Source organism: Paraburkholderia sp. BGA-UO-ETr-F12, from assembly GCF_059567945.1.
This window is the reverse complement of record NZ_JCAQOZ010000023.1, coordinates 1-26,988: the sequence shown is the minus strand read 5'-3', so window position 1 is coordinate 26,988 and position 26,988 is coordinate 1. Positions and strand designations below refer to the sequence as shown.

General features: G+C 60.8%; 21 protein-coding genes. 7 read left to right on the top strand and 14 right to left on the bottom strand.

Going from position 1 to position 26,988, the window contains the following annotated elements:
* Window positions 1-14 precede the first annotated feature (14 nt).
* Genes ilvA through queF form a run of 3 tightly spaced genes read left to right on the top strand, consistent with a single transcriptional unit; the run spans window position 15 to window position 3,285 of the window.
* Window positions 15-1,538, top strand: coding sequence for a threonine ammonia-lyase, biosynthetic (gene ilvA / locus AC57B6_RS08795; RefSeq protein ID WP_444515121.1), 1,524 nt, complete (start codon window positions 15-17; stop codon window positions 1,536-1,538).
* Between the two features lie 23 nt (window positions 1,539-1,561).
* Complete coding sequence (locus tag AC57B6_RS08790) at window positions 1,562-2,464, top strand: 5'-nucleotidase (RefSeq protein WP_028198924.1); 903 nt, start codon at window positions 1,562-1,564, stop codon at window positions 2,462-2,464.
* A complete protein-coding gene (gene queF / locus AC57B6_RS08785; RefSeq protein WP_144196311.1) occupies window positions 2,461-3,285 on the top strand; it encodes an NADPH-dependent 7-cyano-7-deazaguanine reductase QueF in 825 nt (274 codons plus the stop codon). The genes AC57B6_RS08790 and queF overlap by 4 nt, the downstream gene beginning before the upstream one ends.
* Window positions 3,286-4,241: 956 nt before the next feature.
* On the opposite strand, the gene AC57B6_RS08780 is transcribed toward queF, so the two are convergent.
* The 3 genes from AC57B6_RS08780 to AC57B6_RS08770 all read right to left on the bottom strand — a co-directional run bounded on the left by AC57B6_RS08780 (window position 4,242) and on the right by AC57B6_RS08770 (window position 7,079).
* Window positions 4,242-4,628: a RidA family protein gene (locus tag AC57B6_RS08780; protein ID WP_028200605.1), complete on the bottom strand. Its 387-nt coding sequence runs from the start codon at window positions 4,626-4,628 to the stop codon at window positions 4,242-4,244.
* A gap of 75 nt (window positions 4,629-4,703) precedes the next feature.
* Window positions 4,704-6,185, bottom strand: a complete 1,482-nt coding sequence (locus AC57B6_RS08775) for an N-acyl-D-amino-acid deacylase family protein (protein WP_028200604.1) — start codon at window positions 6,183-6,185, stop codon at window positions 4,704-4,706.
* Between the two features lie 3 nt (window positions 6,186-6,188).
* Window positions 6,189-7,079, bottom strand: coding sequence for a MurR/RpiR family transcriptional regulator (locus AC57B6_RS08770; protein WP_028200603.1), 891 nt, complete (start codon window positions 7,077-7,079; stop codon window positions 6,189-6,191).
* A 158-nt stretch (window positions 7,080-7,237) separates the two neighbouring features.
* On the opposite strand from AC57B6_RS08770, the gene AC57B6_RS08765 reads away from it, so the two are divergent.
* Complete coding sequence (locus AC57B6_RS08765; RefSeq protein WP_028200602.1) at window positions 7,238-8,515, top strand: amino acid deaminase; 1,278 nt, start codon at window positions 7,238-7,240, stop codon at window positions 8,513-8,515.
* A gap of 139 nt (window positions 8,516-8,654) precedes the next feature.
* Here the strand turns inward: AC57B6_RS08765 and AC57B6_RS08760 are convergent, their stop codons facing one another.
* The gene (locus tag AC57B6_RS08760; RefSeq protein WP_496420998.1) at window positions 8,655-9,161 is read right to left on the bottom strand and encodes a MarR family winged helix-turn-helix transcriptional regulator; all 507 of its coding nucleotides are present in this window, start codon (window positions 9,159-9,161) and stop codon (window positions 8,655-8,657) included.
* Window positions 9,162-9,192: 31 nt separating this feature from the next.
* Complete coding sequence (locus AC57B6_RS08755) at window positions 9,193-10,788, bottom strand: MDR family MFS transporter (RefSeq protein WP_496420997.1); 1,596 nt, start codon at window positions 10,786-10,788, stop codon at window positions 9,193-9,195.
* 138 nt (window positions 10,789-10,926) lie between these two features.
* Here AC57B6_RS08755 and AC57B6_RS08750 point away from each other — a divergent pair, with 138 nt between their 5' ends.
* Entirely contained in the window at window positions 10,927-11,769 is an 843-nt protein-coding gene (locus AC57B6_RS08750) for an EcsC family protein (RefSeq protein ID WP_496420996.1), read from the top strand.
* Here the strand turns inward: AC57B6_RS08750 and AC57B6_RS08745 are convergent.
* The 3 genes from AC57B6_RS08745 to AC57B6_RS08735 form a co-directional block, all read right to left on the bottom strand.
* The gene (locus tag AC57B6_RS08745) at window positions 11,739-12,713 is read right to left on the bottom strand and encodes an alpha/beta hydrolase (RefSeq protein WP_028200599.1); all 975 of its coding nucleotides are present in this window, start codon (window positions 12,711-12,713) and stop codon (window positions 11,739-11,741) included. The two genes, AC57B6_RS08750 and AC57B6_RS08745, sit on opposite strands and share 31 nt — an antisense overlap.
* A 121-nt stretch (window positions 12,714-12,834) precedes the next feature.
* Window positions 12,835-13,269 (bottom strand): CHRD domain-containing protein, encoded by a 435-nt coding sequence (locus AC57B6_RS08740; protein WP_406867902.1) that lies wholly within the window; start codon window positions 13,267-13,269, stop codon window positions 12,835-12,837.
* Window positions 13,270-13,458: 189 nt separating this feature from the next.
* On the bottom strand, window positions 13,459-14,586 hold the full coding sequence (locus tag AC57B6_RS08735; protein WP_496420995.1) for a porin: 1,128 nt from the start codon (window positions 14,584-14,586) through the stop codon (window positions 13,459-13,461).
* A 317-nt stretch (window positions 14,587-14,903) separates the two neighbouring features.
* Here AC57B6_RS08735 and AC57B6_RS08730 point away from each other — a divergent pair, with 317 nt between their 5' ends.
* Entirely contained in the window at window positions 14,904-16,025 is a 1,122-nt protein-coding gene (locus AC57B6_RS08730; RefSeq protein WP_496420994.1) for a LysR family transcriptional regulator, read from the top strand.
* A 221-nt stretch (window positions 16,026-16,246) separates the two neighbouring features.
* On the opposite strand, the gene AC57B6_RS08725 is transcribed toward AC57B6_RS08730, so the two are convergent.
* From AC57B6_RS08725 to AC57B6_RS08700, 6 genes are all read right to left on the bottom strand, one after another.
* The gene (locus tag AC57B6_RS08725; protein ID WP_496420993.1) at window positions 16,247-20,095 is read right to left on the bottom strand and encodes an ATP-binding protein; all 3,849 of its coding nucleotides are present in this window, start codon (window positions 20,093-20,095) and stop codon (window positions 16,247-16,249) included.
* On the bottom strand, window positions 20,092-20,838 hold the full coding sequence (gene aqpZ, locus AC57B6_RS08720) for an aquaporin Z (protein ID WP_028200595.1): 747 nt from the start codon (window positions 20,836-20,838) through the stop codon (window positions 20,092-20,094). The genes AC57B6_RS08725 and aqpZ overlap by 4 nt, the downstream gene beginning before the upstream one ends.
* A 243-nt stretch (window positions 20,839-21,081) precedes the next feature.
* Window positions 21,082-21,726: a response regulator gene (locus AC57B6_RS08715; RefSeq protein ID WP_025496142.1), complete on the bottom strand. Its 645-nt coding sequence runs from the start codon at window positions 21,724-21,726 to the stop codon at window positions 21,082-21,084.
* A gap of 111 nt (window positions 21,727-21,837) precedes the next feature.
* Complete coding sequence (locus AC57B6_RS08710; protein ID WP_028200594.1) at window positions 21,838-22,530, bottom strand: response regulator; 693 nt, start codon at window positions 22,528-22,530, stop codon at window positions 21,838-21,840.
* Window positions 22,531-22,686: 156 nt separating this feature from the next.
* Window positions 22,687-23,334, bottom strand: coding sequence for a response regulator (locus AC57B6_RS08705; protein WP_496420992.1), 648 nt, complete (start codon window positions 23,332-23,334; stop codon window positions 22,687-22,689).
* 374 nt (window positions 23,335-23,708) lie between these two features.
* A complete protein-coding gene (locus tag AC57B6_RS08700) occupies window positions 23,709-25,025 on the bottom strand; it encodes an MFS transporter (protein ID WP_496420991.1) in 1,317 nt (438 codons plus the stop codon).
* A gap of 98 nt (window positions 25,026-25,123) precedes the next feature.
* On the opposite strand from AC57B6_RS08700, the gene AC57B6_RS08695 reads away from it, so the two are divergent.
* A complete protein-coding gene (locus AC57B6_RS08695) occupies window positions 25,124-26,017 on the top strand; it encodes a LysR family transcriptional regulator (protein ID WP_025496146.1) in 894 nt (297 codons plus the stop codon).
* Window positions 26,018-26,988 lie beyond the last annotated feature (971 nt).

Below are 26,988 nucleotides of genomic sequence, written 5' to 3'. Positions count from 1 at the left end.
ACCGCGCCACCCGCATGGCTTCCCACGACTACCTGAAGAAAATCCTGACCGCGCGCGTCTACGACGTGGCCCGCGAGACCGAACTCGAACGCGCGCCGAATCTGTCGGCGCGCCTGTCCAATCCGGTTTATCTGAAGCGCGAGGACAACCAGCCGGTGTTCTCCTTCAAGGTGCGCGGCGCCTACAACAAGATGGCGCATATCCCGGCGGACGCGCTCGAGCGCGGCGTGATTACCGCGTCGGCGGGCAATCATGCGCAGGGCGTCGCGCTGTCGGCGGCGCGCATGGGCGTGAAGGCGATCATCGTGGTGCCGGTGACCACCCCGCAGGTGAAGGTCGACGCCGTGCGTGCGCATGGCGGGGCAACGGTCGAAGTCGTGCAGTTCGGCGAGTCCTATAGTGACGCGTACGGCCACGCGGTAAAGCTGCAGGAAGAACGCGGCCTGACCTTCGTTCACCCGTTCGACGATCCGTATGTGATCGCCGGCCAGGGCACGGTCGCGATGGAGATTCTCAGCCAGCATCAGGGCCCGATCCACGCGATCTTCGTGCCGATCGGCGGCGGCGGACTCGCGGCAGGCGTCGCGGCATACGTGAAATCGGTGCGCCCGGAGATCAGGGTGATCGGCGTGCAGACCGACGACTCGTGCGCGATGGCCGCCTCGCTGAAAGCTGGGGAACGGGTCACATTGAACGAAGTCGGGCTGTTCTCGGACGGCACGGCCGTCAAGCTGGTGGGCGACGAAACCTTCCGCCTGTGCCGCGATTATCTCGACGACGTGCTGCTCGTGAATACCGATGCGCTGTGCGCCGCGATCAAGGACGTGTTCCAGGACACCCGCAGCGTGCTGGAGCCGGCCGGCGCGCTGGCCGTGGCGGGCGCCAAACAGTATGCCGAGCGCGAGGGCCTTGAAAACCAGACGCTGATCGCGATCACGTCGGGCGCGAACATGAACTTCGACCGCATGCGTTTCGTGGCCGAGCGCGCCGAAGTCGGCGAGGCGCGCGAGGCGGTGTTCGCGGTGACGATTCCCGAAGAGCGCGGCAGCTTCCGCCGCTTCTGCGAGCTGGTGGGCACCCGCAGCGTCACCGAGTTCAATTACCGGATTGCGGATGCCAACTCCGCCCATATCTTTGTCGGCGTACAGATCCGCAACCGCAGCGAGTCGGCGCAGATCGCCGGCGCGTTCGAAGCGCATGGTTTTGCCACCGTCGATCTGACCTTCGACGAACTGTCCAAGCAGCACATCCGCTACATGGTCGGCGGCCGCTCGCCGCTTGCGCATGACGAACGCCTGTTCCGCTTCGAATTTCCGGAGCGGCCGGGCGCGCTGATGAAGTTCCTGTCGTCGATGGCGCCGAACTGGAATATCAGCCTGTTCCACTATCGTAATCAGGGCGCGGACTACAGTTCGATCCTGGTCGGCATCCAGGTGCCGGAAAGCGAGAACCGCGAGTTCGACCGCTTTCTCGCGACACTGGGTTATCCGTACTGGGAAGAAACGCAGAACCCCGTGTACCGCTTGTTCCTCGCATGATCTTTTTGGATTGAAACGCGCAGATGGCTCTTTCGCTCGTCGACAAACTGGTGGTGGCAATCTCGTCGCGCGCGCTGTTCGACTTCGAGGAAGAGAACCGCGTGTACGAGGCGGGCGACCTGCGAGCGTATGAGGCCTTGCAGCGCGAACGGCTGGCCGTGCCTGCCAAACCGGGCGTCGCGTTCCCGCTGATCCGCAAGCTGCTGGCCTTGAATGCCGGTGGCCATCGGGTCGAAGTCGTGATCCTGTCGCGCAGCGATCCGATCAGCGGCTTGCGCGCGTTTCATTCGTGCCGGGAATATGGACTCGCGATCGAGCGTGGCGTGTTTACACGTGGGCGCGCGCCGTTCGGCTATCTGAAGCCGTTGAACGCCGCGCTGTTTTTGTCCGCGAATCAGGATGACGTACGCGACGCATTGGCCGCCGGATTTCCGGCTGCGCGCGTCTTGCCCGAATCGGCGAGAATGGCGAGTACGTATCCGGACGAGATCCGGATTGCCTTTGACGGCGACGCCGTGCTGTTTTCCGACGAAGCCGAGCGCGTGTTCCAGAAGGATGGCCTGCGCGCGTTCGTCGGCCATGAGATTCACAACAAAGATTTGCCGCTGGCCGATGGCCCTTTGAAGCCGTTGCTCGAAGCGCTGCACCGGCTGCAAAAACTCGCGGACGAAGCCGCGCCGATGCATATTCGTACGGCATTGGTGACGGCGCGCTCGGCGCCGGCGCATGAGCGCGCGATCCGCACATTGATGGCGTGGAACATCGAAATCGACGAAGCGATGTTCCTTGGCGGCCTCGACAAAAGCGCGTTTTTGCGTGAATTCGAGCCGGACTTTTTCTTCGACGACCAAATTGGCCATTGCGAATCGGCCCGCGTCGTGACGGCGACGGGGCACGTGCTGAGTGGCATCGTGAATGCATCATGACACCTGAACAGTCACCGCTGGGTAAGGCTTCCACTTACACCGAACAATACGACGCCTCTTTGCTTTTTCCGATTGCCAGGAAGAACGCGCGTGAGGCGATTGGGATAGGCGCGCAGTTGCCGTTTTTCGGCACGGATATCTGGAATGCTTACGAGCTGTCCTGGCTGAATGCGCGCGGCAAGCCGCAGATTGCTGTGGCGACTTTCTTTGTGCCGGCTGATTCGCCGAATATTGTCGAGTCGAAGTCGTTCAAGCTTTATCTTGGGTCATTTGCGCAGACGGCGTTCGAGTCGATGGACGTAGTGCGTGACACGATCAAGCGGGATGTGTCCGCTTCTTGCGGCGCGACGGTTTCTGTCCATTTGGCCGCGCCGTATGAGTTTGGCAAGTTGCAGATGGAAGAGTTTGAAGGCTTGTCGCTGGATCGGCTCGATCTGGATACGGATGTTTATCAGCCGGATGCTTCGTTGCTGAAGGCTGCGCTTGATGAAGCGCCGGTTGAGGAGACCTTGTTCTCTAACTTGCTGAAGTCGAATTGTCCGGTGACCGGGCAGCCTGACTGGGGTAGCGTGCAGATTCATTATGTCGGGCCGCAGATTGATCATGCGGGTTTGCTGCGGTACATCATCTCCTATCGGAATCACACCGGGTTTCATGAGCAGTGTGTCGAGAGGATTTTTATCGATGTTCTGAAGGCCTGCCGGCCGGTGAAGCTGGCTGTCTATGCGCGGTATACGCGGCGCGGGGGGCTCGATATTAATCCGTTCCGGACGAATTACAATTTGCCGATGCCGGATAATATGCGGTTGGCGCGGCAGTAAAAGTGTGATTTTTTGCCTTGTCGGCGGTTTTCTTGTTGATCTGGATCTTTGGCCTTTCCTTGTTTTCTTAGTGGTCTATTGGCGTTGCCCCTGTGCGGGGCGGCACCTACTTTTCTTTGCCTGCCGCAAAGAAAAGTAGGCAAAAGAAAGCGGCTCACACCGCTAATTTTTAAGCGGGTCCCCCGCACAGTAGCGGTAGTGGTGCATCTGGAATCTGTCGCCTCGCACATTCCGCTTTAGTGACAAGGCAGTCATACCTCCGGCGGCGCTGCGCGCGCCGATACCCGGCTTATAAAACCGGCCGCCGGATTTTCGCTTTCGCGGTTTGGTTCGTTCCCAGCTCGCCGTTGCGTCGCTGCCACCGGGCTGCGATTTCATTCTCCCGTTAGTCCCCGTTCCCCGATTCGCCGTTGCCTCGCTGTTCGCTCGATGCCGTTTCGCTCTCGCGCGTTTGCCCCCGTTTCCTGACTCGCCGTTGCCTCGCTGCTGCGAGCACAACCGCGGCAACGATCGCGATTGCACCGCGAATGCGACGCACCGACATCTTCTTTGAACTGGGTGTCGCCGATCATGGCGGGAGCGCCGTGCCGAGGCGAAGCCGAAGGCTCCCGCTACGCGAAGCGAAGCCGCTGGTTTCCCAGGCAGACCCGTCCGCGACGCACGCAGTGCGGAGTGGGAGCTGATGAGCGCCTTGTCGCTAACGCGGAGTGCGCGGGAACACAGATTCCAGATGCACCACTACCGTGGCTGCGCGGGGGACCCGCTTATGAGCTTGCGGTGTGAAGCCGCTTTCTTTGCTTACTTTCTTTGCGGCGGCAAAGAAAGTAAGTGCCGCCCCGCACAGGGGCAACGCCAATAAACCACTAGCAAATCAAGGAAAGGCCAAAGATCCAGATCAACAAGAAAACCGCCGACCAGGCAAAAACCTCACCCCCCGCCCACGGCAAACAAAAAAATCAAGCCGAAGGCTTCTTATAAGCAACGCAATCAACCTCAACCCGACAATCAATCACCATAGAAGAAACCACACAAGCCCGAGCCGGCGGATTCTCGCCGAAGTACTCCCGAAACACCTTGTTGAAAGAAGCAAAGTCCCGCGGATCGTCGAGCCACACGCCACAACGGACGACATGTTCCGCCCCATACCCCGCTTCCTTCAGAATGGCGAACACATTCTGAATCGCCTTGTGCGATTGCTCAACGATCCCGCCATTGATCACCTCACCGTTTTCCATCGGCGTCTGCCCGGAAACGAACAACCAGCCGTCCGCCTCAACAGCCCGAGCAAACGGCATATGTTGACCACCGGTACCCTTGCCACCTTCAACGCCATATCGCTTCATCATCCAACTCCTTTAAAAGTCCGGCGCGCATCCAGCAAAACCACCACACGCGCCACAATCGCTCGATCGAAAAAATCAAAACGCGCCGTGCGCATCACCCTTCGACGCCGCACCGCGCGCCACAAAATGCCCTGCCCGTTCGCCAGTCACCGCGCCATCGCGGTAAGTCAACACGCCATTCACCCACACCGCGTCGATACCATCAGCGGCCTGCTGCGGGTTCTCGAACGTCGCCACGTCGCGAACCCTGGCGGGATCAAACAACACCAGATCCGCGTGATAACCGATATGCACCTCGCCGCGCTGCGCGAGACCAAACCGGTGCGCCGACAAGCTGGTCATCTTGCGCACCGCCTCTTCGAGCGGCAGCAGCTTCGCATCGCGCGCGTAGTGGCCGAGCACGCGCGGAAACGCGCCCCACAAACGCGGATGCGGCAACGGATCGTTCGGCAAACCATCTGAGCCGACCATCGTCGCGGGATGCGACAGAATCCGCCGCACATCGTCCTCGGACATGTTGTGATAAACCGCGCCCGCAGGCTGCAAACGCTTGCCCGCCTCCTGTTGCGTGACGCCCCACTCGGCGGCTATCTCCTTCACCAGCTTGCCCGCCATCTCGGGATGCGGCTCCGACCACGTAATCGTAATGTCGATGTCGCCCGTCACCTGCTTCAGATCGAGCGTCGACGAACTGCGGTTGTACGGATAGCAGTCGCAACCGATCGGCTGCAAGCGGCGCGCGCCTTCCAGCGACTTCAGCACCTCTTCGCTACGCCCCCAGTTGGACGGCCCCGCGCACTTCAGATGCGAAATCACCACCGGCACATGCGCGTGACGGCCCACCCGGTACGCTTCGTCCATCGCGTCGAGAATCGCGTCGAACTCAGTGCGCATGTGCGTCGTGTAAAGCGCACCGGCGGCGGCGAGCGGCTCGGCCAGCGCCATCACCTCTTCGGTCGGCGCGGAGAAGGCGGAGCCGTACGCGAGGCCCGAACTCAGGCCCAACGCACCGTTTGCCAGCGCCTCTTCGAGCTGCGCGCGCATGCCTTCGATTTCCTGCCCTGTCGCCGCCCGGTCCAGGCGGTCCATCTGGTTGCTGCGCAACGCCGTGTGCCCAATCAGCGCACCGACATTCACCGCGGGACGCGCCGCGTTCACCGCTTCGACATACGCAGCGAACGTCGGGTACTGAAACGCGTCACGCTCGCCGAGCAGGTTCATCGGATCGGGCGGATCGCCCTTCAACGAAACCGGCGACGCGCTGATCCCGCAGTTGCCGACGATCACCGTCGTCACGCCCTGGGTGATCTTCGGCAGCATTTGCGGCGAGCGGATCACGTGCGTGTCGTCATGCGTATGAACGTCGATGAAGCCCGGCGCCAGCGCACGGCCATTGGCCTCGATCACCTCTTCAGCAAGCCAGTTCGACAGATTGCCGATCGCGGCAATGCGGCCATCACGGATCGCGACGTCGCGTTCGACCGGCGGTGCGCCCGTGCCGTCGTACAGTTGCGCGCCGACGATCAGCGTATCGGCGGCTTCGGGGTGCGAATGCATGGATCAGTCTCCTAATGGTTGTCGATCGCCACCGCCACGGTGCGTATCGAGCGCGTGCTTCATGCGGCGCAGCAATTCGCGGCTCTCGTCACCCTGACTGACGGCGAGTTCGGTAACGAGAACGTCGAGCGCCATCATCATCGCGTAACGTGACGACGACGGCTTGTAAATGAAATCGGTTTCAAAAGCGACGATCGGGATCACCCAATCGGCCAGCCTCGCCAACGGCGAAGCCGGCGCGGTCAGCGCAATCACGCTGGCTCCATAGCTGCGCGCGATCTTGCAGTTCTCGACCATCTCGGGCACACGCCCGGTGGTGGACAGCGCGATCACCACGCACTCGCGCGACACGGTGCTCGCCACCATCCGCTGCAACAAGCCGTCCTGATAGGTCGCGACCGGGCGGCCGAGCCGCACGAGCCTGAAGCGCATTTCGTCAGCCAACGCGGTCGACCCACCGCCCATGCCGAATACATAGATCATGCGCGCGGCGCGCAAGGCGGCTGCCGCTTCGGCTAAAGGCGCCTGACGAAGAAGTTGATGGTTATGGGCCAGCGCGGTTTGCAGTTCGTCGAAAACGCGAGTGGCGATGGGCTCCGGGGCATCGGTAGGGCCGCCCGCTTGCAGGAAGCGCTGGCCGACCGCCGCAGCCTGCGCGAGCCGCAACTTCAACTCCCGCACGTCGCGGCAACCCACCGCCTTCGCAAAACGGGTCACGGTCGCGACGCTCACCTCGGCCTGCTGAGCCAGCGCGCCGATACTGGCACGCGACGCGCCGGTCAGATCGTCGAGAATCAGCGCGGCAACCTTCCGTTCGGCCGAACGCAGTTCCGGCGCGCATTCGGCAATGCGCGCGACGATATCGAAGGCCAGCGGCTCGGCGGTTGAGTTCATCAAGGGTGTTTGACGGGGATCGCGGGCGTCCCGTGAAGCCTTACAAACAGCCTCCGGGAAACCGTGGTACTAAATAACATTCGTTCACGCATCGTACTTTCGGTAACATAGTAAAGTCAACTTTGATTCAATTTAACCGGACGATGGAGCAGGGACACATGAAAGTTACAAACTATCAGGGCGCAACAATTGATCCTTATAGCAAGGGCTTGGGCATGGTCCCGGGCACCAGCATCCAGCTCATGGATGCGGCGCGCCTCGAGTGGAACCTGCTGAACGAAGACGTGAGCCTGCCCGCCGCTGTGCTATACGCGGATCGCGTGGAACACAATCTGAAGTGGATGCAGGCGTTCGTCGCCGAATATGGCGTCAAGCTCGCGCCGCACGGCAAAACCACCATGGCGCCGCAACTGTTTCGCCGTCAACTCGAAACCGGCGCATGGGGCATCACGCTCGCCACCGCGCACCAGGTGCGCGCGGCGTATCACGGCGGCGTGTCGCGGATCCTGATGGCGAACCAGCTGGTTGGCCGCCGCAACATGATGATGGTCGCCGAGTTGCTGAGCGATCCCGATTTCGAGTTTTTCTGTCTTGTCGATTCGGTCGAAGGTGTCGAACAACTGGGCGAGTTTTTCACCTCGGTGCGCAAGCCGTTGCAGGTATTGCTCGAACTCGGCGTACCGGGCGGCCGCACCGGCGTACGCGACGAAGCGCAGCGCAACGCGGTGCTCGAAGCGATCGCACGCTATCCGGATGTGCTGAAGCTGGCAGGCGTCGAATTGTATGAAGGCGTGCTGAAGGAAGAACACGAAGTGCGCGAGTTCCTGCAAAGCGCTGTCGCCGTTACGCGCGCACTGGTCGAGGAAGGACGTTTTGCCCGTACACCGGCCGTTTTGTCAGGCGCCGGTTCGGCCTGGTACGACGTGGTCGCGGAAGAATTCGTGAAAGCCTCGGAGACCGGCAAGGTCGAAGTCGTGCTGCGGCCCGGCTGCTATCTGACGCATGACGTCGGGGTCTACCGCAAGGCGCAAACCGACATCTTCGCGCGTAATCCGGTCGCGAAGAAAATGGGCGAAGGCCTGTTGCCGGCGTTGCAACTGTGGGCCTACGTGCAGTCGATTCCGGAACCGGATCGCGCGATCGTCGGTCTCGGCAAGCGCGATTCCGCTTTCGACGCGGGCATGCCCGAACCGGCGCGCCACTACCGTCCGGGCACCGAGGCGCCGCGCGATATCGCGGCGAGCGAAGGTTGGGAGATTTTCGGCTTGATGGATCAGCACGCGTATCTGCGGATTCCCGCCGGCGCCGATCTGAAGGTGGGCGACATGATCGCGTTCGACATCTCGCATCCGTGCCTGACGTTCGACAAGTGGCGTCAGGTGCTGGTGCTCGATCCGTCGTACCGCGTCACGGAAGTGATCGAAACGTTCTTCTGATTCGCTTCTGATGAAAACGGCGCGTCACGGTGAAGTGGCGCGCCGTTTCCGATGCTGATGACGTTCACGGCTTCGATGCAGGCCATGTCATGCATGGCAAACGCGGCGCTTGATCGGCGCCACTTTCATCTGCGATGCCCTAGCGCGTCGAGCCGGTGTTAGTCACGTCCAACGCTTGCGGAACGGAAACCGACTCTGCGTTTGCAGCGTTAGCCGTCGCCGCCACCTCACCGATCCGCTCTTCCAGCATCTTCAAGGCTCCTGAGAGCGCGCTGAGCGCCTCATCCGGCAATGCCGTCATCGTGTCATGCAAAAAAGCGTTGCGGCGCGGCAGGCTGGCTTTGGTTATTGCCTGCCCAGTTTCTGTCAAACGCACATTGGTCACGCGGTTATCGCGCGTATCCATGCTGCGCGCAATCCAGCCTAAGCCCTCGAGCGTTTTCAACTGCCGCGTGAGCGCGCCCGGATCGACGCGCAAGCGTTCAACCAGCCGCTTCTGCGACGACTCGCCGGCTTGCTCGTGCAGTGCGAGCAGAATGCGCCAGCGCGGCAAGGGCTGGCCAACCTGGGCCTCGAACGCCGACATGAATGCCCGATAAGTGCGCCCGAATTGCTGCATAACGGCGACGCGGTCCTGTTCTTCCATGATCTGTCAGTAAAACGGTAAGGCTAAAAAATCAATCCGCGTGAATCACCGGCTCGAGCTTGCGCTGGAGCTTGATTGGCGGCACGCGGCGGCTTTGCCACACGGACACTACGGCAATGATCGCCGCCATCGCGAGCCCCAGATGAATCGCCGCGACGAGCGACTCACGCGCGCTCTCCAGCAACATCGCACCGTTGTGACCCGCATGCTGCAGTTGGCCGAGCAAGGTGGTTTGCGCGTCGCGATTGATCAGGATTTGCGGATCGCCGAGGTCGGTGAACCATTGCGACGCGTGATCGTTCTCCAGCGCGCTGCGCACGCCGCTGGCGTACATATGGCTAACCAGGGTGCCGGTCAGCGCCGTGCCGATCATCCCGCCGATCATCCGTAGCGACTGCAGCAGCGCCGTGGCAATGCCAAGATGCTCACGGCCGGCCGTCTGCTGCGCGAAGATCGTTAGATTCGGCATCACGAAGCCGAGACCAAGGCCGCCTAGCACCATGAACGACATCAGCAGCCATTGAGGCATGGAACGCGTCGCGACGACCACGCCGAGGCACGCTAGCGCCACCAGCGCGAAGCCGATATACAGCATCAGATTCGGATTGCGCACACGCGAGACGATACGGCCGTTGGCAATACTGCCGATCGTAATGAACACGACGAGCGGCGTAATAACGAGCCCCGCCTCTTTCGGCGACATCCCGAAGCCGCCCTGGAACAGCAACGGCGCGTAGAACAGCAACGAGAACATCGTGAAGCCGCCAAGCACGGCCAGCGTAAAAAGCGCGGACAAACTGGGATTGCGAAACATATCCACGGGCAGAATCGCCGTCGGGCAGCGTTTTTCCCACTGCCACAAGCCGTATGCCGAGGCGACGCTCAATACGAGCAACGCGCAGACGCTCAACGTGACGCCATGCTTCGGCAAGAACTCAACGAACAGTTGCAGCGAGCCGAGCGCCACCGCGATCAGCAGCGCGCCAGGCCAATCAAGCCGCATCTTGCCCTCGTGCTCGATGTGCCGCAGATGCGGCAGGAAACGACAGACGAAAAATAGGGACAGCAGTCCGACCGGCAGATTCACATAGAACACCGAGCGCCACCCGTAGTACTGCGTGAGGAAACCGCCGAGCGACGGACCCACCGCGTTCGCAATGCCGAACGCCGAACTCATCAGCACCTGCCAGCGCAGACGCACGACCGAGTCGGGGAACAGATCAGGAATGCAGGCAAAGGCGGTGCCGACCAGCATGCCGCCGCCGATGCCCTGCAAGCCGCGCGCGAGCACGAGGAACAGCATGTTGTTGGCGGCGCCGCACAGCACCGATGCCGCCGTGAATACGACGATCGATGCGATCACGAATGGCTTGCGCCCATAGTAATCGCCGAGGCGGCCGAAAATCGGCACGGTGATCACCGAGGTCAGGAGATATAACGTGGCGACCCACGCATAGAGCTCGAAACCCTTCAATTCCGCGACGATGGTGGGCAACGCGGTGCCGACCACGGTCTGATCCAGCGCGACCAGCATCGAAACGAAGGAAACGCCGAGCATCGCTAGCAGCGACTCACGAAACGGTAAGACTTGCCCACTCGAGTGGTGGGCCGCGGTATGGACAGCCATTTTTGATAGTGCAACAGTTGACTCGTCAAACAATCGGGAATCATACCACGGGGCGATGCTCTAAGCTGAACGCGCCGGCGCGGTTTACCGTAGCGGCAATCGACTGAAGAATGGAAACACATGACGCCAGGGAGGCACATGGAGCAGAGTTCGCTCGCAGCACATTCATTATCGGACGACGATCTGAGCGCGCTGCGACGCGCGAAACACGAGTTGGAGAGCCCCGCGCTGGCGATGAAACTGGCCAGCATCGTCGGAGCGCCGCTCGAAAAGCTGCTCTCGCGCATACCGGCTTTTGCCAACGAAAAGGTCACCGATGCGACAGAACTGGCACTGCGCAAGTGCCTCTCGATCGCACTGCGCACCTTGGGGCGGCAAGCGGGCGCTTCGCCGTTGATCGTGCCCGACAAGCCGAGCAATCTGCTGCACAAGTTCGCCGTGGCCACCACGGGCGCGGCCGGAGGCGCGTTCGGTCTGTTCGCGCTGCCGGTCGAGTTGCCTGTCACGACCACGCTCATGTTCCGCTCGATCTGCGACATCGCGCGCAGCGAGGGCGAGGATCTGGCGTCGATCGACACGCAGTTGCAATGCCTCACCGTGCTCGGTATGGGCGGCACCTCGAAAGCCGATGACGACGCCGACTTCGGCTACTTCATCATGCGCGGCGCGCTCGCGCAGGCGGTGTCGAAGGCGTCATCAGAAATCGCGACGAAAGGCTTCACCGCGCATGGCTCCGCCGCCTTGCTGCGCCTGCTCAATACGATTGCCGCGCGATTGTCGGTGCAGGTGAGCGAGCAGATCGCCGCCAAATCGATTCCGGCGATCGGCGCAGTGCTCGGCGCGATGGTCAATACCGTGTTCATCGACCACTTCCAGCAAGTCGCGCACGGCCACTTCACCGTGCGGCGGCTGGAGCGGCAATACGGCCAGCAGGCAGTGGAGAGCGCCTATCAGGCGATCGACGTCACGCTGGACGGTTGAGCGGCTGTGCCACGCCCGCCCGTTGTACTCGTCACGCGGCGCACAAATGCCGCGGCGCGGTCGAGTGCGCGGCCTCCTTCCGGGATGAACGGCGTGAACAACGGCCAGACATGCGGCATTTTCTTCCACACTTCGAATTCGCAGTCGACGCCTGCGGCGCGTGCGTTATCGGCGACGCGTTGCGAGTCATCCAGCAAGACCTCCGTGCTGCCCGCCATGATGAAGAGCGGCGGCAAGCCGCGCAGGTCGGCATAAACCGGCGAAGCGTACGGATGCGTAGCCGGGGCGTCACCGAGATAGACCTGCGCGGCGCGAGCGATCGCGGGGCCGCTGAACATCGGATCGAGACCGTCATTGTTGCGGATCGAGGCGCCGGCGGCGGCCAGATCGGTCCATGGGGAGAACAGCAAGCCTCCAGCAGGCAGCGGGTCACCGGCATCGCGCAAGGCAACAAGCGTGGCCAGCGCGAGGCCGCCGCCCGCGGAGTCACCTGAAATCACGATCGACTCGGGCGGCGTGCCGTCGGCCACCAACCGCCGGTAAGCCGCGGTCGCATCATCGAGCGCAGCCGGGAAACGATGCTCCGGCGCAAGCCGGTAATCGAGCGAAAAGACCGGCGCGTTGGCACGCGTCGCCAGACCAAACACCAGCGAGCGATGCGTACGCGGCGAGCAGAAGTAATAGCCACCGCCGTGGCAATACAGCACGGTCGGATGGGTAGGGGCGCTCGAAACGCCGTCGACGCGTTCGATCCACTCACCCTGCAGCGGCCAATCCTTCGCCTCCTGCAACTCCCGCAGACGCCAGCCAGCGGGTACTTTCGGCGACCAGACGCGCTTGGCGGTCAACGCGCGTGCCTTCTCGACATTGATGTCCGGTTTGAGGGTTTGCGGCCGGAACTGTCTGCGCAGATACCAGCACGCGAGTGCACTTTGCCAACTCATCGGGACACGCTCCTTCGCTAGTGTCCCGCCATGGTACGTGCGTTCGCCGATGCGTCGGTGGACGGCGGCTTCTAATCCTGAACAAGCGCGCGCCACCGCGCCGACCGGATGTTTCTCCTATCTAGTTCGCCGGCAAGATCTGCCCGCGAATTTCACCCATCGGGTTCTGCGCGGTATGGACATTGAAGTACCACTGGCCCGCCATCAAATCCGTCACCTGCTGCTCGGAGAGCGCCGCCGATCCCTTGATCGGACTTGCCAGCGCTTCTTTCCCGATCGGCACCTGGACCTTGGCGTTCTGCCCGACCGGCGCGGGGCCATGGAAATGTGCGGCGGTTGCCGGACCGCTCAGCCCCTCGTAGGTCACAGTCCATTGCAGGGTTTTGGTCGACGTATCGAACGTGGCGTTCAACAGACCGTGCCCGTGGCTCACTCGCGGCGGCACTTCGCTCGACGGCTCGAGGTCCGCTTTCAACGCCACCGTATCCGCGAAGGCGACACCCGACGCCAACGCCCACAACACCACAGCCAGATTCAGCTTTCGAAGTGCAATCATCGTCTTCTCCGGACTTGATGCACCGCCGCCCCGAAAACCCGGATGCGCACGGAGCCACCAAATACTAGTGCAAATCCGTCGAACATGTTTGTATCTGGGGACACCCGACGCGACGACGATGCGCAATCGCATCTGCCAATAAGAAAAAAGCACCGCGAACGGTGCTTTCTCTTCCTGCAGCAAGGCGTTTTAGAAGCGGTGACGAATACCCGTCGTCACCAGGCCCTGGCTCCTGCCCGACGACGGCGCATCGGTACCGAACACTTGCGATCCAATCTTGTTGCCCTTCGCGCCAACCTGCGCAACGCCTTCAAGGTACAGGTCGGTACGACGCGACAGCGCATAGTCAGCCTGCAGGCCGATCTGGTTCCAGTGGCTAGAACCGTTGGACACGCCCGGCGTATTCTGCAACGCCTGCATGTAGGTGTACGCCGCACCGAACGACAACGCCGGCGTCAGGTTGTAATGCGCGTTGACTTCGTAATTGCTATAACGCACCGACGCGTCATTGGCGACAAAGTTAAAGCGGCTTTGCGTGTACACGAGGCCAACCGAAGCCGGGCCGAATGTGTAGCTACCGCCGGCGCCCCACGTACGCTGCCGCTGACGCTCGCCCGCCACGCCGATGTTCGGCTCGCCGTCCTGGACCGCACCGTTCGCGTTGCCGCCGAGACCTTGAACCTGGCGATAACCGGCAGCCAGCTTCAGGCCGCCGTTCGAATAACCCATAGCCGCACTGTAGGCGCGATCATTCGCGAAAGCGCCGGCCTGGTTGGAAAAGCCATACAGACCGCTGAAGGAGAAACCGTCATAGTTCGCGCTCTGGTACTTCACCGAGTTGTTGATGCGCATCGATGCGTTGGCGTTGTCGTTGTCGCCGAGATGGGCGAGATACACACCGCCCCAACTGCCGGTTGCGGTCAACGGCCCGACATAGTCGACCATCGAGTCGTACTGGCGACCCAAGGTCAGCGTGCCATAGTTGCTCGAAACGCCGACAAAGGCCTGGCGGCCGAAGCTGCGGTTACCTTGCCCCGTTGTGCCATTGGCAACGTTAAAACCGTTTTCCAACGTGAAAATCGCCGCGTAACCCCCGCCGAGATCTTCACGACCACGCATGCCCCAACGGCTGCCCGACGCATTGCCGCTCGTCACGCCGAACGACGCGGCGTGCTTCGGCGTATTGCCGGGAGAAACTTCGTTTTGCACATATGTGAAGCCAGCATCGACGACACCGTACAGCGTCACGCTGCTCTGCGCATGGGCGGCGCTAGCGAACGTCGCGGAAACCGCCGCAAGGATCAGAATCTTTTTCATGATGTTCCAGATAACGTGTGATTATTGAGTCCTCGACTCGGTTTATTTGCACAGCACGATTGCAGGCTCGGGGCGGCTTCATCCAGAGCGATCACTGCAGACCGGCTTGATTTGCAGAGCGGAGTTTAGGTGTCGAACTTTCAGAGACGCCACGCGCGTTCGCACAAAATATTTTTTTACTTATTCGAAAGATCGACATCGCAATATTGGCGAGCCTTGAGCCACAAGGCCGTCGATTTATCTCGTTTAATATTTAGCGATGCTTATCTAATTAAAACGTTGCGACTCTGCGACATCGTGCGTTCGGAAGTCTCATCATGGCTATTCGGCCGGTTCTTTTACCAGGCAGTTTGTTTGGCGATTACGATGCCCATCTGTTACAGCCAGCATTAGCACTTCGCGTCACGGAGCACCGCCGCAAACGGCACGGTTTCTCTCCGCGCTCAACCGAACACCAGCAGTTCCAGGCGCCCAGGCGCTCCCCGACCAAGTCCACTATCACGATGAACCAACTGCAGGCCATGCGCGTCTTTCTGAAAGTCGCCGAAAGCGGCTCTTTCGGACGCGCGGCTGCGAGTCTGGACATCTCCAATGCAGTGGTGACGCGCTATGTCGCGCTTCTCGAAACGCACCTCGATACGCGGCTTGTCAACCGGACCACGCGCAGCCTGTCGCTGACCGAAGCCGGGCTCGCCTATGCCGAAGGCTGCCGGCAGCTTCTCGATCAGCTGGATGCCATAGAGTCCCGCGTTTCTCAAAGTGCGACCGATCAATCCGGTACGCTGAAACTCGTGGCCGTCGCGTCATTCTCGCTATTTGCGTTGACGCCGCTACTGCAGCGTTATCGCCAGCAGTGCCCACGGGTCAAACTGGCGGTCACGCTGCTGCACCGGCCGGTCGATCTGGTTGAAGAGGGTTTTGACGTCGGCATCGTGGTGCCGGGACAGGTCAGCGGTGGCACGTTGATCAAGCGCGCTTTGTTCAAGGTCCGTTCGGTGGCGGTTGCATCGCCCGCCTACCTCGCCGCGTCGGGCAAGCCATCCACCCCGGCGCAACTTGTTGCGCACCCTTTTCTGGCGCCGTCATCCAGGATTCATAGCGCAGAATGGTGTTTCGTCGGCGCCGACGGAAAAGAAGTCACCGTCAAGATGAAAGCCAGCTATGCGGTGAACAACGCGGTGATGTTGCGCCAGGCGGCGCTCGCCGATATGGGCATTACGATTCTGCCGGAAAACCACGTCTCGGCGGATCTGACGAACGGTACGCTCGTGCAGGTGCTGCCCGATTACCGAATCAAAGATGCTGACAAGGAAGTTTCGCTGGTGTATCCCGGACGTCGGCATGTATCCGCTACGACGCGCTCGTTTGTGGATTTCACCGTCGACTATTTTCGGAGTAGAGCCGGCGCGAACCTTTCATCGATATTTACGAACAGTTAATTGCGCATTTTGTAGTGAATCTTTTGCGCTGTCCCGATTATGCTTCCGGTTGCGAGAAGTGACTCCTTCATCGAGGGATGTCTCCAAATCTTTAACGCGGCTTCGGCCGCGTTTTTTTTCGCCTGGACGGATCGTCGTCTGGTTTAGCGCTTAACACGCCAATCCGGTCGCTCAAACGGGGCAACAAGGCCTCATAGTGCCGCAGCGTGAGGCGACCAACGTCATGCGAGCAGTGCAGCCTGCTCCTCGATCCCATCCAGCATGGCATGGCATTTGCGGACCAACTCCAGTCCCTCGCTGCGCAAGCGTTCCGGTGTCTTGATGGTGATGTCCCGACGATAGTCTTCCAACGCGCCAAGCAGCGGCGGATACCGCAGCACGCTCGCCGCCCCCGCCACGCGATGATGCCACTCGCGCAGACGCTCGACTTCGACGTGCTCAAGTAACGGTAACAGCGCCTGCACGTCTTCGCGTACTGAAGAAACGAACGAATCGAGCAATGCCTTGACCGTCGATTCACTCCCCCACAGCTGCGTCATGTGACTGAGATCGACTGGAACGAATGGCTCGGAGGCGCTATGCGTAGCCGCGCCGGAAATTTGCACCACGCCGACGGTTTCAGCCGGTGCGGCTTGCCACGCGCTATCCGTGCCAAACCACCGGCTTAGGTAGTCGCGCAGCGTGGCAAGCCGCGTCGGCTTGACGAGGCAGTCATCCATGCCCGCGTCACGGCATAACTTCAGGTCTTCAGGCGCGGTATTCGCCGTAATTCCCAGGATCGGCAGACGGCGTGCGCCGCCGCGCTCCTGCTCCCGAATACGCCGCGCCAGTTCGTAACCGGACAGGTTTGGCATGTGGCAATCCGTGATCAGACATCCATAGCTGGTTTGTTCCAGTGCGGCCAATGCCTCGGCGCCGTCATTCGTCACATCGCAGGCAAATCCGAGCAATGCCAATTGATGACGGATCAATTCCTGATTGACCGGATGGTCTTCGGCAACCAGGATCAACCGTCCGCCGGCAATGGCCCGTTCGCGGTCCGGCGGTACCGTGGTGCCTTCACCCGTGCTCGACTTGACCCCAGATCGCGACGCCACCGGCGGCAAGCCAGTCATCGCCGCCGCGCATGCCGCGCCGAGACCGCGCCACGAAATCGGGTTGATACTGACGCGCACGTTGTTCTCAAAAATACGGTAGCCCGTCGGCTTTGGCTTTTCTGTCAGACGAATGATCCGCAAATTGGAGTCGACCTTCGCCGGCAGCATCACATCTTCGCTCGCGAAAATCATATCCACTCCGCCCAGTGCAGCCGGATCACGCTGTTCGACCGCACGCGGCGACACTTGCCGCAACTCGAGTCCGAGGGCCTGGCCAAAATTCATCAGCGCCTGCGCGACTCGCGCGTCGCCCGTCGCTACAACGCCACGCTTGCCGCGCAGGCCGCTCAGGGAGTAGTGCTGCGATTCCACAGGCATGGTTAGACGTACTGTCATACGTGTACCGACCCCAGGTTCGCTACGCAATTCGAGCGTGCCGTTCATCAGGTCGATCAGCTTTCGGCAGATCGTCAGGCCAAGACCCGTACCGCCGAAGCGGCGAGTGGTAGACGTCTCCGCCTGCACGAACGGCACGAAAAGCCGGGCCTGGACCTCTGGCGCAATGCCGATGCCCGTATCCTCGACGGTCATCTCAAGCGTCTGGGCGTTGCCGGTCTGATCGACCATCGCAACCTGCACGTCGACCTCGCCCTGCGGCGTAAACTTGATGGCGTTGCCGAGCAGATTGAACAGAATCTGCCGCAATCGCACGCTGTCGCCACGTAACGTAGCCGCAACCTCAGGTGCGATATCCACGCGTACTTTCAATCCCTTCTCGTGCGCGCGGCCCGCAAGCAATCCAACCGCGTTGTCGACCAGCTCGCGCATGTCGATCGGTTCGGCTTCGATCGTCAACCGTCCCGCTTCGATTTTCGAATAGTCGAGCAAGTCGTCCAGGATCTGCAGCAGCGCGCCAGCCGACTCATGGATCATGCTCAGCATTTCCCCTTGATCCGCATCGAGTGGCGTGCGTTCCAGCACCTCGACGAGACCGAGCACGCCGTTCATTGGCGTACGGATTTCGTGACTCATCATCGCGACAAAGTCGTCTTTTGCGCGCGAAGCCGCTTCGGCCACGTCGCGCGCCCGCGCAAGTTCCTCAGAGCGCGCGTGCTCGACGCTCGCATCAACCCAGTAGCCGCTCCACACAACGCTGTCATCCTTCTCGCGGCGTGGCACCAGCTCCGCGCGCGCCCATCTGAGCTCGTCATCGACTTTGAAGCGAAATTCCATATTCACCGGCGTCGCGCAACGCGCGGATCGTTCCAGCTCGGCCAGCACGAAATGCCGATCTTCCTCACACACACGTCCGAAATCGATCTCTTCGTAACTCATCGACGACGCGCCGTTGCCACCCAGCAGATGTCGCGTGTCGCCGCCGATATACGGAAACGAATAGGTACCGTCCGCGGTGCGGCGCAGTTGAAATACGACGGCCGGCAATGAGTGAGTTACGTCAAACAGGCGCCGTTCGGTTTCGCGGGCGAGCATTTCAGCACGCCGGATATCGGTAATGTCGACCATCGTGCCCAGCACGCAACTCGGCCTGCCGTCGCTGTTGCGACAGATCCGTGTCCAGAACAGACCGTGCCGCAGATCTCCGGCTCCGCGCTCGAACTGGAGTTCCGCCTGGGCGATCTCACCACCTGTCAGCATCTTGCGCGTGAGTTCATCCAGAACGTGACTGTTGGCTTCGCCCCAAGTCTGGACATCCACGGCCGTGCGCCCGATTACTGCTTCACGGCTTAGGCCACACGCCTCTTCATATGCCCGGTTGATTGCGATATAGCGCCCCTCCAGATCCTTGGCAACAAGCGGATAAGGAACCATCTCCATCATGGTTTCCTGGAAATTCAGTTGTAGCTCAAGCTCGCGTTCGGTCTGTTTGCGCAGCCTGACTTCACGCTTCAACAGCAAATAGGCGCGCAACGTAACCAGCAGTACGAGGCCGATGCCGATTAACAACGGCAGAAGGCGCACCGCGGTCACGCTCCACACGCCCTGCTCGCCCGCGCTGCCGGTCACCGGCTGTTGCCGGGTGCGCCGCTTCTCTTGCGGTGTCGGAACGAGCGGGCGCGCAGTAAGCGTCGCTTGCGGGTCGAAATTGCCGGATAGCCAGCGTGCGCGGATCGCCGCATCATCGGCCGGATTCATCGCCGCGAGCGCACGGTCGAGTTGGTCACGCAACGCCACGTGGTTACGTGGCACAGCAAAGCGTAAGTCAGCAAGTCTGTTGCGCTCCTCGAAAGCAACTTGCAGCCCGCGAAATTCTTCGGCGCTCAGCGCGTACTGAATGGACGGTGTGAAGCCAAAATAGGCGTCGGCGCCGCCTTGCGCGACCGCCTGCAACGCGGCGTGTGTAGTGGTGAAAATCTCGACATGGGCGCGTGGGAAGCGTTCGCGCAACGAGCGTTCCAGCGCAAATCCTTTCTCGACCGCGAGGCGCGCACCCGCAAGCTGAGCGGCGTTCACATACATGGCGCCGTTGCGACGGACCACGACCGATGCAGACGCCTGAAAGTACGGCGCAGTAAAGCTGAAACAACGTTCCCGTTCGAGTGTGCGAGCGAGACTCATGACCAGATCGACGTCGCCTGCGCAGGCGGCGGCCAGCAGTTGTGGCATGTCAGTGAACGTTTTCGGCTGAATCACGACATTCGGCCCAATCAGCATGCGCAGATAGTCGGCGCTCAAGCCAGTTGGCTCACCGTCCTGAAGCCCGTCAAAGGGCAACCAACCACTAGCCAGAACGCCAATGCTCAAGGTGGCAGGAACCGCGCCGCCCGCTGAAGGATACGGTCCACCCGTGGCCGGCTGGGCTGCCGCCGGCTGCGTCTGCATGCCAACAAACACCAACGCTGCAAGCAGGCACCGCGATACACGCCCCAGCATCCGCCTCATCACGACACCGAGCACGACACCACGCAGTAGTTTCGTGAAAGGCATCATGAAATGACATGTGGCGGCGCTCACGCGACCTCGCCCTGGCCAAGAGCGAACGAGGCCGCGTACCGTCGGGACTTGCAGCACAGAAATGAAAACAACGCACCTGCGGCAACGCCACCCAGCAAAGGCGCCGCCCAGAACAGCCAGAGCTGGTCAAGCGCCCAGTTGCCGACGAACAGGGCCTGACTGGTTGAGCGAGCAGGATTGATGGAGCCATTGGTAACCGGAATCGATACCATGTACACGATCGTCAGACACGCACCGATGACGAGCGGCGCGATCTGCCTCGACCTTCGCCGACTGGCCAACATCAGGCTCGCCATGACGAACGCGAACGACAGAACAAGCTCGATGACGAGCGCGGAATGTAGTTGATAGTCGGCAGGAGAATGATCGCCAAAACCGTTCGCTGCGAATTCGCTCGCGGCCAGGTCAAAACCCGGACGGCCGCTCGCTACATAAGCGAGCAGTCCTGCAGCTGCAGTGGCTCCGAGAATCTGGGCGGCGATATAGGGCAGCAAGTCCCGAACCGGGAATCGTTGTGCGACCGTAAAACCGATCGTGACCGCAGGATTGAAATGCGCGCCGGAGAGGGTGCCGAACGCATAGCTCGCAGTGACCAGCGCGAGGCCGAACGCGAGCGACATCTCAAGCACACTGTAGCCTTGCTGGGGCGCGCCAGTGTTCAATACGACGCTGCCGCAGCCGATGAACACCACCCACGCCGTTCCACTCCCCTCGACCAATAATCGCTTGCCTAGCGCTACCATTCCGCCCCCAGTCTTTGTGCAAATGGCAGACGGTGCAGCACTCCAGCCGTTGAACATCTGCCTGAATTTTCCAGGCCCGGCAGCGCACAGCATCGCGAAATAACAGCTTTCGTCATGCGAGTGTTGGAAGTCGAGCCACAGTCAACTCAGAACTATGAAACGGTAACGTCGCGCAACCAATCAGAAGACTCCTAAAGTCGTAAGGAGCATTGACTGTCCAAGGATAGTTCTCTCACGCGGCTGTCAGGTTAAGCCTATCTGTCGCGCGTAGTCGATGAGGTCGTTTTCTGTCTCGAGACCGAGCTTGCGCATCGCGCTACGCTTCTGCGTGCTGATGGTCTTACCGCTACGTTGCAGACGTACCGCAATCTCATGGACTGTCAGACCCTGCACATATAGCTGGAAGACCTCCCATTCGCGTGCACTTAGCACGCCAGCGCGCGGCTGCGGCGGCGCATCGGATGTGTCTATCGCGATGCGTGCCTGATCAGACAGATAAACGCCGCCGGCGACGGCTGCCTCGATAGCTTCGATCAACGACCTGGCGGTGTCGCGTTTGTCGATGATTCCGGCCACGCCCAGGTGCAACAAACCGGAAAGCATGTGCGCATGACAAATCATCGTCAGGATAACGACGCTGGGGTGCGGGCGAGCCCGGAACAGGCGGCGCAGGAAAGATACGACGTTGCTGGCTCCGTCGATGCCCGGCATGCCGATATCCGACACCACGACGTCGCACGCATGGGTGTCGAGCAATTCGGCCAGCATCTGGGTATCAACCGCCTCGCCGACTATCTCTATGTGAGGGACCGATTGCAACAGGCGCATCACGCCAACACGAACGCAATCGTGATCGTCGGCCACGATGACGCGGATTTTTTGTGTCATTTTTTGTTGTGTTATCGACTGGCACTCCCTGCACGCGACGTGCCTCCCCGGGATATGCCAAGTGCATCTTCTGTTCGCCACGCCACCGGACCGGCGTGACGTCCCATCGGCTTAACGCCGGTTTTTCAGGCAGTCTTCAGAGACCACGCCGTGCTCGACGGCGAAGCGGAACAGTTCCGCGTCACTGTGCAAACCGAGCTTGCGCATCGCGGTACATTTCTGTGCGCTGATTGTCTTGACACTGCGCTCAAGGCGGCCGGCAATCTCCGTCACACCAAACCCGGAAGCGTATTGCGTGAACACCTCAAGCTCACGACGCGACAACATTTGCCGGACAAAATCGAGGCGTTGCGCGACCGTCGCGTCGGCAATCAACGATCGCACCGCAGGTCCGAGGTAGCACTCATGAGCCAGCGCGGTGACGATTGCCACATGAATCAGATCGAGCCGGTCGCGTTTGCTGATCAACGCGTCGACACCGAGCGCGATGACCTTCTTCAAGGCGGCCGCTTCGGTTTCCATCGTCAGCACGACAAGTGCAACCCCCGGAAAGCGGACCTTGAACTGCCTGACGGTTTCCAGCGCACTGTCGCAGAAACCGCATGGCATATAGAGATCCATCAGAACGAGGTCACACGGAATACGATCGGCTTCTGCGAAAAGTTCTGTTGCGTCGGCAGCACGGCCGACGATCTGCATGTCCGGATAGCCCGTCATCAGATTCTCGATTGCCAATAGAACCAGTGGGTGATCGTCTGCGATGATGGTTCGAACAGGCGTGCTTGAGTCAGCGTTTTCGTTCATTGTCTTTTTCTCCCCCGTACCTTGATTTCCTGTCGCTCTCTCCGGAGCAACTGGCCCTGTCGCGATCATTCAACATATTTCGGAGGATAAAAATAAGAGCGCTCCGAAATAGTTCAATCAAATCGCATGAATAATTAATTAGCTATGCGATTTAACTCACATAACGCCATGCGCACGAATATAGGCAAAAAGACCGGGGTCGTTGGTGACGCCGAGTTTAGTCATTGCTTCGCGTTTTTGACGGCTAACCGTTCGGCTATGGCATCCGAGCGCTACCGCGATCTCAGGAATCGATAAACCACGCACGAACATTCGTATCACCTCTGCCTGCTTGCGCGACAAAGGCAAAACCGGTGGCGGGTCGCATGCTTCGTCGCCCGGCTTGGCGAGCGCTTCGACGACGGAGCGGCCGACGTACACCTCCCCCTTGCCGCTTGCTTCGATCGCTTGCCAAAGCTCGTCGGTCGTTTCCATCTTACTGAGCGTACTGATCACACCATCTGACACGATAGCGCGCAGAATCTCGGTGTTCGTCAGAGCTGTCATCACGACGATGCGCAATAATGGCCATGCACATCGGATTCGCCTGACAAGTTCAAGACCGTCGTCGACCGCGCCAGAGACCTCCGGCATCGTCAAGTCGGTGACTAGCACGTCGCAAGGCGTGCTCTGCAACAGTTTGATCAACGAACCAGGCGTAACCGCCTCACCGACAATAGTGACACCGGCGTGCATTTCCAGTGCAGTCCGCACGCCAAGCAAAACGAACGGGTGGTCGTCCGCCAGAATGACTCGAAGATTCACGATTATTTCTCCCGATTGTTGTAGGTGTATTCGGCGAACATGCAAGGAAAATCCCACTCGCTTCGCACTTGCCTGATGGCCGCCCAAGCTGGAATGGCGAGTCAAGGGCGGCCATAAAACCACTGCCGCATTGGGGAGAAAATCGGAACGTTCTGAAACCGGCAGACGATTTGATAGTCCATTGCGGCACTATCAAAGTAGGAATACATAATTATGCGAAGCGAATATGCGACAGTTTTCTCTCGCAGTTTTTCTCCGCTGTTTATTTCCGACCAGAAAGCAATACAGCGACGGGAGCGCATCCCGTCGCTCCCGTCGCATGAACAACAACAAATGGGGCCGGCAGCTTCATGCCGTCGGCCGAGCTTGCCTCATCAGGTGGCATCGCAAGCACGCGCTCCTGCCAGCTTGCTTACGCGAGCCGCGCGCGGAAACACCGGCAGCGCGAGCAATGCGCACATGCTGGCTATCGCCCACACCATCGGCCACGAGCCCACCGACAACAACAGCGGAATCGCGAGCGGTGTCAGGAACAGCGTGAGAAAAACACACGTGTTGCCGATCGCGAGCGCGGTACCTGCGCGGCTCGTCCCCGCGAGCGTTGCGAGCTCAGTGAATGCCACGCCATGCCATGCGGACGCGCTTATACCACCCAGCACGATCATCAACGCGAACACCGCGGTCATCGCCGCGTGGTGCATGCCGGCGAGTCCCGTCAACAGCGCAAGCGAGGCGAACAACACCGCAGTCAGCACACTGCAGGCGCGCATGTAGGCACGTCGATTACCGCGGCGATCGGTCCACGCTCCACTCCAGACCCGTGCAATCGCGGCGCCCAGTTGCACCGCAGCCATCGTTATGCTGATCGCCAGCACGCCCGCGCGGCTGAAGTCGTGAAGGAAGACGGTCCCAAACGTCACGACAGCAAGCTGCGGCACGCATAGTGCACCCGCGCCGAGCGCCACTCGCCATATGCTCACGTCACGGAGCGGCGAAACCTTCGCGGGCGCGGCACTCGCAATCGCCGCGTTGCGAGCCGTATCCGCGCTATTGCCTGTGGCATGCGAAGGCTCATGCAGCCAGCACCAGGCAAACACCGCGGTAATCGCGCACGCAAGGGCCAGCACCGTGTACGCGCTGGCAAAGCCGAATCTCGAGGCGAGCACCGGCAAGATCAGCGCGCCCAGACCACCGCCGGCTGGCACCGCGGTCTGCCGGATGCTCATCGCGAGGCCGCGCTCGCCGTCGCGAAACCAGGCCATCACCGCGCGGCCACTTGAACCGTTAACACTACCGCCGAGCAGGCCAACCAGCAGCAGGCCGAGCGCGAGTGTCGCCATGTTCGGCACATGCGCGCCCGACGGCACCACGAACAACGCCAGCCCGGCCAGCGCCGCGGCAGTCGAAAGAAGTCCGAGCAACAACACGCGGCGGTCGCCCCAACGGTCGGTCAGAAGTCCCCATGGCAGCTCGCTGACCGCGATGCCCAGACCGAGCATACCCAGCACCAGCCCGAGCCCTTCGTTGCCGAGGTGATAATCCGAACGCAAGAAGACCGCTGTGGTCGGGATCCCTGAGAAAGCTGCCGAAAAACTCGCGTTCGCCGCAAAACCGACACCCAGCACCTTCCACCGATGACTCGCCGCACGCTCGCCTCGCACCTTCACGGCCGCAACTGAATCGCTTCTCATGACAACCTCCGCAATGGATGAATTGGGCGTATCCTACGGCTAGGCCAACCATCGGAAAAGCCGGAAATTCAGATGACTTCCATCGGATATACCGAATCATGAGTCAGCGCGGATTTGATCTGACACAGTTGCGCACTTTTGTCGCCGTTGCCGAATCGGGCAGCATCTCGGCGGCTGCGGAGCGCGTGTTCCTGTCGCAATCGTCGGTGAGCGAACAGTTGAAGAAGCTTGAGGAGCGCGCCGGCCAGCCACTCTTTGTGCGCAGCAAGCAAGGGGTGTCCGCCACGTCGGCTGGCAGCCGTCTGCTCGATCACGCGCAACGCATCATCGCAATGAGCGAAGCGGCGTTCGAAGACCTGCAAGGCCGCTCGCTTGACGGTGAGCTGCGTATCGCGATCACGGACTACTACCGTCCGCTCGACATCGCTCGCATTCTCAAGCTGTTTTCGGAACAGCATCCGCGCCTGAAACTGCACGTCACCGTGCTGCCTAGCGCTGTGATCGACAGCAGTGCGGGCGACGATGCGTCGTACGACATCGGCCTCTCGTTGCGGCTCGTCACCGGGAGCGCGCGCGCCACCGGCCGGCGAGCAGGCGTTGGTGTGCAAAGCACCGTGGTGCGGCGCGAAAAACTGCTATGGGTCTGTGCGGCCGATGCCAGTCCGCGGCCGGGCACGCCTTATCCGCTGGTTTTACTGCCGTCGAGTTGCCAGTTGCAGCGTTTCGTTGTGAAGCTCCTCGACGAACACAAGGTGCCGTATCTGGTGTCGCATTCGGCCTCCGGGGTGGCAGGGTTGCAACTGGCGTTGAGGGCTGGGTTGGGTATTTCCTGCCTGAACGAATCGTCGATTGGGGGAGGGGTAGTGGCCTGCCCGGCGAGTGTCGGGTTGCCTGCGCTGCCTGTTGTGGAGTTTCATTTGTTGCCGGGGCGAGTCGGCGAAAGTGAGCGCGTTAGTAATGCGCGCATGGCGTTGATGCGGTTGTTTAGTTGACGCCTTGGGCGTCGGGGTTTGGTGGTTTTTTGGCTGTTCGGCGGTTTTGGTTTTTTTTGGATGTTGCCTTGCTGGGAGCTGTTTAGTTGTTGGTCTTTTGGCCTTTCCTTGATTTGTTAGTGGTCTATTGGCGTTGCCCCTGTGCGGGGCGGCACCTACTTTTCTTTGCCTGCCGCAAAGAAAAGTAGGCAAAAGAAAGCGGCTCACACCGCTAATTCTTAAGCGGGTCCCCCGCGCAGTAGCGGTAGTGGTGCATCTGGAATCTGTCGCCTCGCACATTCCGCTTTAGTGACAAGGCATTCATACCTCCGGCGGCGCTGCGCGCGCCGATACCCAGTTTATAAAACCGGCCGCCGGATTTTCGCTTTCGCGGTTTGGTCCGTTCCCTGACTCGTCGTTGCGTCGCTGCCGCCGGGCTGCGATTTCATTCTCCCGTTAGTCCCCGTTCCCCGATTCGCCGTTGCCTCGCTGTTCGCTCGATGCCGTTTCGCTCTCGCGTTTGTCCCCGTTTCCTGACTTGCCGTTGCTTCGCTGCTGCAAGCACAACCGCGGCAGCGATCGCGATTGCACCGCAAATGCGACGCACCGACATCTTCTTTGAACTGGGTGTCGCCGATCATGGCGGGAGCGCCGCGCCGAGGCGAAGCTGAAGGCTCCCGCTACGCGAAGCGAGGCCGCTGGTTTCCCTGGCAGACCCGTCCGCGACGCACGCAGTGCGGAGTGGGAGCTGATGAGCGCCTTGTCGCTAACGCGGAGTGCGCGGGAACACAGATTCCAGATGCACCACTACCGTGGCTGCGCGGGGGGACCCGCTTATGAGCTTGCGGTGTGAAGCCGCTTTCTTTGCTTACTTGTATATTGGTCCCAGTGTCCGGAAACTGATCCTTTCCGTTCACCGGAAGCGGTAGCCCGTTTTGCTTACCGGGGCTCACAGCCCGAAAGAAAGCTGGTGGCGCCGCTTCCACTTACCG